Annotated in this window: 10 protein-coding genes, 3 tRNA genes and 1 pseudogene; 7 read left to right on the forward strand and 7 right to left on the reverse strand. The window is 34.9% G+C overall.

The window, feature by feature from the left end; all coding sequences use genetic code 11:
- The first annotated feature begins 333 nt into the window (after positions 1-333).
- The 7 genes and pseudogenes from AACL20_RS04070 to AACL20_RS06960 form a co-directional block, all read left to right on the forward strand.
- Positions 334-2,088 (forward strand): ABC transporter transmembrane domain-containing protein, encoded by a 1,755-nt coding sequence (locus AACL20_RS04070; RefSeq protein ID WP_339051761.1) that lies wholly within the window; start codon positions 334-336, stop codon positions 2,086-2,088.
- 25 nt (positions 2,089-2,113) lie between these two features.
- The gene (locus tag AACL20_RS04075) at positions 2,114-2,926 is read left to right on the forward strand and encodes an Mrp/NBP35 family ATP-binding protein (protein WP_339051762.1); all 813 of its coding nucleotides are present in this window, start codon (positions 2,114-2,116) and stop codon (positions 2,924-2,926) included.
- A gap of 631 nt (positions 2,927-3,557) precedes the next feature.
- Positions 3,558-4,085, forward strand: coding sequence for a head-tail connector protein (locus AACL20_RS04080; protein ID WP_339051763.1), 528 nt, complete (start codon positions 3,558-3,560; stop codon positions 4,083-4,085).
- An 871-nt stretch (positions 4,086-4,956) separates the two neighbouring features.
- A complete protein-coding gene (locus AACL20_RS04085; RefSeq protein WP_339051764.1) occupies positions 4,957-5,283 on the forward strand; it encodes a hypothetical protein in 327 nt (108 codons plus the stop codon).
- Positions 5,234-5,878 (forward strand): ABC transporter substrate-binding protein, encoded by a 645-nt coding sequence (locus AACL20_RS04090; protein WP_339051765.1) that lies wholly within the window; start codon positions 5,234-5,236, stop codon positions 5,876-5,878. Before AACL20_RS04085 ends, AACL20_RS04090 begins: the two co-directional genes overlap by 50 nt.
- 55 nt (positions 5,879-5,933) lie before the next feature.
- Positions 5,934-6,754, forward strand: a protein-coding gene (locus tag AACL20_RS04095; RefSeq protein WP_339051669.1) for an IS5 family transposase whose coding sequence is annotated in 2 segments (ribosomal slippage) — positions 5,934-6,321 and positions 6,321-6,754 — 822 coding nt in all. Because the reading frame shifts where the segments join, the coding sequence is not laid out codon by codon here.
- 34 nt (positions 6,755-6,788) lie between these two features.
- A pseudogene (locus AACL20_RS06960) lies at positions 6,789-6,983 on the forward strand (ABC transporter substrate binding protein); the annotation flags it as partial.
- A gap of 914 nt (positions 6,984-7,897) precedes the next feature.
- Here AACL20_RS06960 and AACL20_RS04100 read toward each other — a convergent pair.
- The 7 genes from AACL20_RS04100 to tsaE all read right to left on the reverse strand — a co-directional run bounded on the left by AACL20_RS04100 (position 7,898) and on the right by tsaE (position 10,960).
- Positions 7,898-7,984 (reverse strand) — tRNA-Leu (locus AACL20_RS04100).
- A 135-nt stretch (positions 7,985-8,119) separates the two neighbouring features.
- Positions 8,120-8,506: a 50S ribosomal protein L19 gene (rplS, locus tag AACL20_RS04105; RefSeq protein WP_339042629.1), complete on the reverse strand. Its 387-nt coding sequence runs from the start codon at positions 8,504-8,506 to the stop codon at positions 8,120-8,122.
- Complete coding sequence (trmD, locus tag AACL20_RS04110) at positions 8,503-9,216, reverse strand: tRNA (guanosine(37)-N1)-methyltransferase TrmD (protein ID WP_410519899.1); 714 nt, start codon at positions 9,214-9,216, stop codon at positions 8,503-8,505. Before trmD ends, rplS begins: the two co-directional genes overlap by 4 nt.
- Positions 9,217-9,668: 452 nt before the next feature.
- Positions 9,669-9,742 (reverse strand) — tRNA-Gly (locus AACL20_RS04115).
- Between the two features lie 48 nt (positions 9,743-9,790).
- Positions 9,791-9,876, reverse strand: a tRNA-Tyr gene (locus AACL20_RS04120).
- Positions 9,877-9,930: 54 nt separating this feature from the next.
- Positions 9,931-10,509 (reverse strand): GTP cyclohydrolase I FolE, encoded by a 579-nt coding sequence (gene folE, locus AACL20_RS04125; protein WP_339040630.1) that lies wholly within the window; start codon positions 10,507-10,509, stop codon positions 9,931-9,933.
- A 7-nt stretch (positions 10,510-10,516) separates the two neighbouring features.
- The gene (gene tsaE, locus AACL20_RS04130) at positions 10,517-10,960 is read right to left on the reverse strand and encodes a tRNA (adenosine(37)-N6)-threonylcarbamoyltransferase complex ATPase subunit type 1 TsaE (protein ID WP_339051767.1); all 444 of its coding nucleotides are present in this window, start codon (positions 10,958-10,960) and stop codon (positions 10,517-10,519) included.
- Positions 10,961-10,962 lie beyond the last annotated feature (2 nt).

Here is a 10,962-nt window from a genome sequence, read left to right on the forward strand (position 1 = left end):
GTTTTTATGTATAATTTTTTAATCATATCACAGTGTTTATTTCTATCTAAATAGAGAAAAATAGTATAGGATTGGAAAAAAATGATTACTTAGAAAATAAAAATTTTAGTAATCACATCACAAGTATTTTTGGATCAACAGACCATTCAGGATATACTTTTAAAGTTGTAGGGCATTTTTGCAAGTTAACAGATAAGTCATAGCTGCATACTACCATTTCAATAAAAATGAAAATTTACTAAAAGATAGAATAATTAACCATAAAAAGTGTGGCAATAGTAAAGCATTAGCGCATAAACTACAAATGACATACAAGAAAGTAATGATAATTCTATGAGTAATTCTAATTATGGACAAAAAATGTATGGAATAAGATATTTGCTGAAATACCTTACTCCTTATAAGTGGTTGCTTTTAATAGTTTTAATTGCATTGCTTGCAACATCATCATCATTTTTATTACTTAGTAGAGCAGTAGGTCATGTGATAGATAATGGATTAATACAACAAAATGTTGCAATGCTCAATGCATCTATTGCTTATTTCGTTTTCTTGATTCTAATACTTGCAATCGCAACAGCATTTAGATTCTTCTTCATTACGCTGATTGGAGAGATGGTCATAAGAGATATAAGACGCGATGTATATAACCAAGTTTTGCGACTCTCTCTAGATTTTTACGAAAGTAATAAGTCAGGCGAAATCCTGGCACGTCTAACAACAGATACAACGCTTCTTCAATCTATAATAGGCAACAGTATTTCGGTCGCTGCACGTAACACTGTCATGCTTGTTGGCAGCTTTATAATGCTGCTACTTGCAAATTTTAAGCTTACTGTATGTATGTTTTCTATACTGCCAATGGTACTAATTCCAATAATATTTTTTGGCAGAAAAATGCGTAATTTTGCAAAAGTAGCACAAGAAAAAGTGGCAAGCTTATCCGCAATTTCCGAAGAAACCATAGGATACATCAAGACAATACAAGCTTATCACTCCGAGGAATATGAGAAAAAGACTTTTGAAGAAAAGTTAACGGAAGCGCTTTTATTTTCTACTACAAGAATCAGAACAAGATCTATCCTTGTATTCGTCATAATATCTCTGATATTTTGCGGCATAGCATTTGTTCTTTGGATAGGAGGAAATGACGTAATAGCAGGTCATATAACAGGCGGAGAACTCTCTTCATTTATTATACTTTCTGTTATATGTGCAGGGACAATGGCCGCACTCACAGAAGTATTTGGTGAATTCCAAAAGGCAATAGGAGCAAGCGAAAGATTAATGGAATTTTTGGATATAAAACCATCTGTGGAAGAAAAAATATCAAGTACGCTAGCTGAGCAAAAAACATTCGATATAAAATTCTCTGATGTCACGTTTCATTATCCATCCAAGAAAGATACGTTCGTATTTCAAAACTTGTCGTTTGAGGTACAAAGCAATAAGATAGTCGCTATAGTTGGAAGCTCAGGAGCAGGCAAAAGCACAATATTTAACCTCTTATTGCGATTTTATAATATACAAAGCGGGACTATCACTCTTAATAACATTGATATAAACTCATTTTCATTGCAAGAGTTACGGAGTAATTTTGCATATGTCAGTCAGGATCCTGTTGTATTTTCAAAATCTGCGCTTGAAAATATTAAGTATGGAAATCCGAACGCATCCTTTGATCAGGTGAGAGAAGCGGCAAAAAATGCGGCGGCTCTTGATTTTATAGAACAACTACCAGAGAAATTTGATACATTTCTCGGAGAAAAAGGTGTAAGACTTTCTGGAGGGCAAAAACAAAGAATAGCAATAGCAAGAGCATTCTTAAAAGATCCAAAAATATTATTGCTTGATGAAGCAACTTCAGCACTTGATTCTGTTAATGAAAAGCTTGTTCAAAAAGCAGTAGATAAACTAATGGAAAACAGAACAACTATTATAGTAGCACATAGACTCTCTACTATAAAAAATGCTGATATGATACTAGTCATGAAAGAAGGACGTATAGTGGAAAGTGGCAATCACACCACGCTTATTAAGCAAAGTGGCGAGTATACGAAGCTACTAAATGCTTCAACGACAATGTGAATATAAATATATTTTGTGCTGTAAAATGGAAAAAAATAAAGAAAAAATTAAGCGCAATGTGAGTGGAGTATCTAAAATCATAGTTGTAGCATCAGGAAAAGGAGGAGTGGGTAAGTCCACAGTAGCTGCTAATCTAGCTATAGAACTCAGCAATAATGGTTTTACTGTTGGACTTTTAGATGCTGATGTTTATGGTCCTTCAATTCCAATTATGTTTGGCATAAATAGCAAGGCCAAGTTAGACGGTAATCTTATAATACCTGAACAGAAATATGGCATTAAAATCTCTTCTATAGGATTTTTGGTTGACCCAGAAGTTGCAGTTGTATGGAGAGGGCCGATGATTACAAAAATGCTATATCAACTATTGAGTATGGCACGCTGGACAGATTTAGGAGAAAAGAACATAGATTTTCTCATAGTTGATACACCACCAGGAACGGGAGATATGCACCTAAGCCTTGCCGAAAATTATAAAATAGATGGTGCTATCATAATTTCTACACCACAGGGTCTTGCGCTTGCAGATGCAGCGAAAGCTGTTGATATGTTTTCAAAACTGGATATACCAATAATTGGGATGGTCGAGAATATGAGTTATTTTCAAAATAAAAATGACGATTCTGCAACAAAACACTACATATTTGGTTGTGAAGGAGTTTTAAAATATAGTCGTAAAAAGAATATACCATATCTAGGCAGTATACCTATATCCCAGGAAATAGCCGAATCCTCAGAATTTGGAACACCAATATCTCATTCAAGACCAGATAACTGTGATAAGGTATTAGAGGCATTTAACAATATAGCCAAAGAAGTTATAGCATCAATGCATTAAGAATAATATATGACACTGCCGGCAGTGTCATTGCTGAAAAATCTGCTCATTCATATTATTAATTTGTCCACCCGCCAAAAATTTTGTGGAGAAGTTAAATGTACAAAAATTAGCCCAGGATTCTGCCCGGCTTTGTTGCATAATGAGACTATTTCATTATCGGTACATATAAAATCATAAAGCTTCTCACTTCAAGAAGTTTATCTACCATTGAAATACCAGCTTTGTTAGTTCCTTAGCTGATCTATTTAGCAGATAAACTCAAGGATATGTACTACGCATTATGCAACAATGCCATTCTGCCCTGCGCTAATTTTTGGATATATTAATTGGTCCTGTGCCTAAGCCAACACTACTTTCACAAAATCCGTAATGTTATAACATTTTCTTACTGATTTAAAAGGTGCATACTAATTTGCAACTCGAGTTTGATATTACTATAAAAAAGAGGCGTACTACAGTACTTCCAAAAAACACTATCTATTTCCAGAATTATATAAGTTTTAGCCTTTCAATAAAAGACGCAATATAAAATCTGCTTATGTTCAAGACCAAGCTGCAGAACTGTTATGCGTTTGTGTATTGAAGAAACTTTATAACTACTAAATATTTTTGGGGTATATATTACGATATGCATATCGAATCAATAATGCGTAAAAAATACAACACTTCTAATAATATCGACATCTCTCTTATAAAAAGCTTCCTCAAGATAGAGCATGATGATGAGGACAATATAATAAAAACACTTGTAGAAGCAGCAATTGATATTTGTGAAAAATATACGGAATGCGCAATACTAGACGCTATTTTTGAGGTAAGATACACTAAAATTAGTAGAGAGCGTGTTATGTTGCCAGTTAAAAATGCAAAAGAAGTAGTAAAAGTGAGTTATAAATCTATTGGTAGTAGCGAGAATGAAATACTAAAGCCAAGGTATTATAAAATGCTTAATAACATTTTATATATATCGCAAAGCAATAATGCACATCAGCTAAGTGTTGAATATAAAGCAGGACTCGCAAACGAGTTTAAAGATCTGCCAAGTATGGTACAGTTAATAATTATTGAGCATGTATCGCACTTATATGAAAATAGAGGCATGGACAAAGATTTTGATATAAAAAAGTATGACATGCTAAGGAATGTGAAAATTTAGGATTTTTAGGTTTTTAAAACCAGAATTATGGACCATCTATCTTACCCTCAAGTGTCTTTAGTTGCTCTTTTGTTGCAAACTTCTCGATGCTTTTCTCAAGATTAGCAAACTACTTTTTTGCTACAAAACTTTCAAGACTTTTTTCAAAATTGGCGCATTTATGAGACAGCTCGTTATGTATTATTTACACATGACCATATAGTTCTTCCTAGCTCTTTTTGAAGTCTAACTTTATATGTACATAATAAATGCCAACTCTTCATTTACTGGAGATATATAGCTAAAGCAGCATAAAAGAGTCATGCCAAACTTTGTCTTTTTGATAAATTTGAAGTCAGCTTTTCGCCTGAAATAACAGTTATACTTCAGATTTCAAACGAATAAAACTTATTTTAAATACTCGCTTGCTATACCTACTTTATAGTGTTTTAGCTATATATAGCAAAAACTTTATATCTTCCTTTTCAATGATATCGGAAGACAATAAAAAGAAAAGGTAGTTTAATAGATAAACACAAGCATTATCTATCACTTTTCAAATAGTTATTTACAATATTAACTTTATGATAACATGTTTTGAAAATTACATGTGATATATTATTGCTGCTTAAGGCTCAGTAATGAGATGTTAGCATACTAATGCAGTACGTCATTTTATTTGACATATAAATAAAAAAGAGAAATCTATCATGAAATTTTATAAATATATTCTTGCCAATTAGAAGTAAAGCAGAAGCCTTAAATTTTTAAAGAAAAGTCACATAAATTTATAGCACCAGCAAAGTATTGAAAAGTTTACAAGCTACTGAAAAATAGGTATTTATCATACAGAGAAATACGCAAGATAATATGCTACAGTTTTTGTTGGCTTATGCTTTGCAAAAGTTTTAAAAAGCAAAATTATAGCGGATACAAGGTTATTTTAGAAAGGATGAAAAGAATGCAAATCGTAATGAGCAGATTAGTTGCCACAGTATTTATATTTCTGATGAGCATATATGGAATACAAGCACAAGCATCATACAGTATAAATTCTCAGCAGGCTTCAGAACATCCTCAAAAAAAGCAATTTACGAAAAAAATTTTAATAAGCAAAGTTATTGATCACAAAGCACTGGATGAAACAATAAGAGGTATTATAGAAGGACTTGCACAAAACGGTTATAAGCCAAGGTCAAAACTTAGAACTTCACGTTGAATCATCTCAAGGCAGTCAAAGTTTAGCAGCTCAAATTGCATCTAAGTTTGTCAGTCAAAACCCTGATGTATTAGTTGCTGTTGGCACTATATCAGCGCAAAGTTTTTTAAAGCATATCGCTCAAAATAAAAAGCTGCAGCTTGTCTTTAGTTCTGTGAGCGACCCAAAGGCTGCTAGACTCACAAACGTACAAGGAAAATCAACACAAAATATCTCCGGCGTATCAAATTTTATAGATTTAAAATCACAAATAGAACTCTTTACAAAGCTGCAACCAAATTTAAAAAGACTAGGTATCTTATATAACCCAGGTGAAGCAAATTCAGTAACAATCTTAGGGCAACTTATAGAAGTATGTCGTACTTTCGGAATTGAGATTGTCACACAGACAGCAAGTAGAACATCTGAAATAGCTCAAGCAACAGCAAAACTTGCAAGCAATGTAGATGCAATTTTTATAAACAACGATAACACAGCACTAAACTCAATCAAAATCATCATCTCTATTGCTGCAAAGCAAAATGTTCCTGTATACGTGAGTGACACAGATTGTGTAGAGTTTGGGGCTCTTGCAGCGCTTGGAGCAAATCAATAGACCTCTTGCATAACCATATAAATTGATTAAAATCCTTGATTTTATCAAGGATAACATGAAGTTTGAAAACATCAAAGATGAATACGCAGAAGAGTTTCGCAGGCTTACTGGCATTAAACGAGGAACGTTTGAAGTTATACTAAGTATATTAAAAGAAGCTGAAGCTATTTTAAAGTCTCAAGGTGGAAAACCCAATAAATTGGCTTTAGAAGATCGATTACTCATGACGCTTGAGTACTTGCGTGAATACAGGACATATTTTCATATTTCCCGCAGTTATGGAATAAGTGAAAGTGCCTGTTATCGTAATATACGTTGGATTGAAGATACTCTAATTAAAGATAAACGATTTTCACTACCTGGACGTAAAGCATTACTAAAAAGCGATTCTGAATACGAACTTGTGTTAATTGATGCTACTGAAACACCGATAGAACGACCTAAAAAAAACAGAAGCACTTTTATTCGGGAAAAAAGAGGCGACATACTCTAAAAACTCAGCTTATTGTGGATAAAAGGAAAAAAGAAATCATTTGCACTAATTTTTCTAATGGCAAGCGTCATGATTTCAGGTTATTTAAAGAATCCGGAGTTCACATCCACCCTGAGATTAAAGTTCTTACAGATACTGGTTATCAAGGCATTGATAAGTTGCATTATAATTCAGAGTTACCAAAGAAAAAGACAAAAAAGCGACCACTAAGCAGGAAAGATAAAAAGAAAAATCGTCAATTGTCTAGTGAACGTGTTTTAAATGAAAACGTCATAGGCATGATCAAACGATTTAAAATTATCGCTGATCGTTATAGGAACAGAAGAAAACGATTCGGTTTAAGGTTTAATTTACTTGCTGGTATCTATAACTTTGAGCTTTAAATAGGTTATGCAAGAGGTCTAATATAAGCTTGGTTTACAAACCGCAGAAATTATATCAAAAATTCTAGATGGAGTTCAGATTGAGCAAATTCCGATCGCATTTCCAAATGAAACTGTTCTTTTCATTAATTATAATGTTGCAAGCAAGTTTAATATCAAAATCTCAGAAGATCTAATGTCTAAAGCTGTTATTATCGGAATGAACCAACGGATATCAGAGAAATTATAATGAGTCTATCAGTCAAAAATAGATTTGCTGCGCAAATCTATTTTTGCAGAGAGTTAAAATATGCAAAAATTAGCTTTTAGAACTGCTCTGTACTAATTTTCGAATATATAATTGTCCTGTATCTAGCAAATACTACTTAGTCTATCCGCCAAAAGTCTCAATCAGCGGCATTACTCGTATACTCATCACTCATGGATGGAATTTTTGGTCTAGCTAAATTTTTGAATGACTTGTGTAAAATAGACATTATACGGCTTGTCTACTCTTGAAAAAGTACTCAAGCGCTTTTCAAATTGCAATGGCATATTCAAAAATGTGAATGTAATGCTTGCTGCAACAATTCGTAAGGTTTTTGCGTTTATTATAACATTTTCTTACAGATTTAAAGCGCTATTTTGCGCTTCAAACACCATTTTATGCCCACTTTCGAGACTTTTGGCGCGGCGTACTACCGGCTTTGTTGCATAATGCGCAGAGCATATCCTTGAGTTTATCTGCTAAATAAACTAACAAAGCTGATATTTCAATGGCAGATAAACTTCTTGAAGTGAGAAGCTTTAGGATTTTATATGTAATGATAATGAAATAGTCTCATTATGCAACAAAGCCCGTACTACCTAGCAAATACTACTTAACAAAATCCATAAGGTTTTGGGCAATTTTGCCACTTTTTCTGCTGGATTCATGTGCACCATAATTGCTTGGCAACCTATATCAATCCAGCACTCACTTAAGAAGTGATGAGGCAAATACTACTTATGTACTACCGGCAATGCAATATATGAACAAACTATCTCCACAAGAATAGCATAAGAATATATGAAGAAAGAGCAACTTTTGAACGCAACAAGCCTCAATCCGTACATTACATTAATATACAAACTAAATAGCATTATATACAAGAATTTTTTAGATGGTGCCTCTGGCAGGACTTGAACCAGCACACTCGCAAGGAGTAACAGATTTTGAGTCTGTCGCGTCTACCATTCCGCCACAGAGGCATAAAATTTATAAAGCAAGCAATCAACTTTTACCGCAAGCTGTCTCAAATTTCAAAAGAAACAATAGTGAGTCTGCCACATATATCGAAATATAAAGATAAACTAACTCACAACCATGCGCTATAAAAAGCTTTATTACTTTGCAGTCTTATCTTTAGGAGCAAAAGTAACTATCTCTTTAATACGCGCAGCCTTACCTTGGATACTTCTCATATAGTAAATTTTCGCTCTACGTACTCTTCCTCTACGCAACACCTCAATTTTTTCCACATGAGGTGAATATAACGGAAACATTCTTTCAACACCATACCCAGAACTCATCTTCTTAACTATGAAATTAGAAGCAACGCCCTTATTACGCTTTCCAAGACACACACCCTCGAATATCTGTATCCTTTCGTTAGCACCCTCTTTTATTTTGGTAAAAACCTTGAGCGTATCTCCCGCTTTAAAATCCGGAATCTTCTTGTCACCAACCAACATCTCCATACGATTCTTGTTATATTGCTCTAGCAAATTCATCTTTTTTCTCCTTGTAAGTACAAATTCCACAAATCAGGACGTACATCCCTAGTTTTAGCTTCAGCCATTTTCAGCCTCCAATCGTGCACAGCACCATGATGTCCTGACATCAAAACATCTGGAACACTGCGTCCTCTCCAGCTCTTCGGTCTTGTATAGTGAGGATATTCTAGCAACATTCCGCCGCCTAAACCAGCACTAAAAGATTCTTCACTAAGAGATTCAGGATTCCCAAGCACATCAGGTATCATCCGAACACAAGCATCTATCAATACCATCGCAGCAACATCTCCAGATGAAAGAACGAAGTCTCCTATACTTACCTCTATTATAGAATATTCTTCCAATACCCTCTCATCCAACCCCTCAAAGCAACCGCAGATCAAATTCACTCCTGAACCAGATGCTAGTTCTACAACTACCTTCTGGTTCAGCAGCGTACCTTTTGGCGACATATAGATGATCGGAAGACCATTCCCTAAAAATACAGCATCCACTGCATCTCCAACAACATCAGCCCTAAGCACCATTCCTCCGCCACCACCATATGGCGCATCATCCACAGAACCGTTTTTGTCACTAGCAAAATCTCTCAAGTTATGTACATCAAGCCCCCACTTTAACCCAGCAAGCGCTCTTCCAATTACGGAGACACCGAGCGGCCCAGGAAACACCCAAGGAGATGTAGTCAACACATTAGCTTTCCACATATACTTAGTATAAAGTCTGTCCGTCAAAAATCAATTTGCTACGCAAATAAATTTTTGCGGAAAGTTAAATGTACAAAAATGCTTTAGGCACGGCTCTGTAATAATTTTCAAGTATTACTTCGTTAATTTCTTCGCAAATATGTGTAATATTTGATTCAGCAATTAACTGGTATTCTAAAAAATCATGCCATTCAAATTCATGCGCCTGCACTTACTTGAGCGCAGTGTCGTATAATTTTCCGACACTTGCAAATACTATTTAACAAAATCCATAAAGTTTTTGGCAATTTTGCCACTTTTTCTGCTGGACTTTTGGTGCCTCATAATTGCTTGCAGGCCAAGATAAATCCTCTAGCTCCTTAGAAGTTATGAAGCAGGCAACTATAAAATTAGTAACAAAGGCTCACAGACTAAAAAAGCATACTATAAAACACAGATACAAGATCATAATCTGGAGCGGGTGATGGGAATCGAACCCACACAGCCAGCTTGGAAGGCTGGGACTCTACCATTGAGCTACACCCGCAAAAAACAAAAATCACACCAGAATAGTATGCATAAAGCAAACCTGTGATGGTGGAGAGAGCAGGATTCGAACCTGCGAACGCTCGCGCGGGCAGATTTACAGTCTGCTGCCTTTGACCACTTGGCTATCTCTCCATTTCAAACAACGATACGCATTCAATCACACTTTGCACAAAAAGACAATATTATTTAGATGCTAATACGCGATAAAAATTGCTTCTGCATTTCTACTGCTTCAAAAGCACCAATCATTGCTTGAGTATGCATAATAGTTGCCGGATGGTAAACACCTCTTGAAGTTATACAATTGTGTTTTGCCTCTATTACAACTGCAACACCCTTTGGCATTAGCGCTTCATTAATACAATTTGCTATCTGCCATGTTAAGCGCTCCTGAAGCTGCAATCTCTTCGAAAACGTACAAACAACTCTTGCCAGTTTACTTATCCCAACTACTCTTCCATTTGGTATATAAGCAACATGTGCAACACCAACAATAGGAGCCATATGGTGCTCACAATGTGATTCTATAGTGATATCTTTTAACAAGACCAAGTCAGAGTAACCATCGACTTCTGAAAAAGTAGTTTCAAGTAACTTTTTAGGATCTATCTTATACCCTACAAAATATTCATCGAAACTTCTGACAACTCGCGCAGGAGTATCAAAAAGCCCTTCCCTCTCTGGATTATCACCGATCCAACGCAACAAAGTCCTTATGGCCTCTTCCGCCTCACCTCTTAAAATTCCATTTCTTTTTGAATTCATAATATCCTTATTTTTTGATACTTTCACTACCAAATCGGACAGATATTAGCCTCACATCACCATCTTCCGCTGCAAAGTCAATGCTTACAAACATTGTATGCTTTGGAAGAGAATTTTCTATAATTTCCGGCCACTCTATTATGGAAATACCAGAACTAAAAGCATCTTCTATTCCAAGTTGGTCAACCTCTCCTATTTCCTTTAACCTATAAAGGTCAAAATGCCAAAGTGCAACAGAATTACTCAAATTATATACATTAACTATATTAAAAGTTGGGCTCGTGACCTCAATCTCACCCTTTTCAAGAGCATTTATAACCATTTTTGCGAATGTTGTTTTTCCAGCCCCAAGATCACCTTTAAGACATAGTATATTACCAATACTCAAACGTGATGCAATATCTTTTGCTAATAAATTCATTTTTTCTAGATCACATTTAACATTTTTCATCG

This window comes from Candidatus Lariskella endosymbiont of Epinotia ramella (assembly GCF_964019805.1).
In the GTDB taxonomy this organism is placed as follows: Bacteria; Pseudomonadota; Alphaproteobacteria; order Rickettsiales; family Midichloriaceae; genus Lariskella.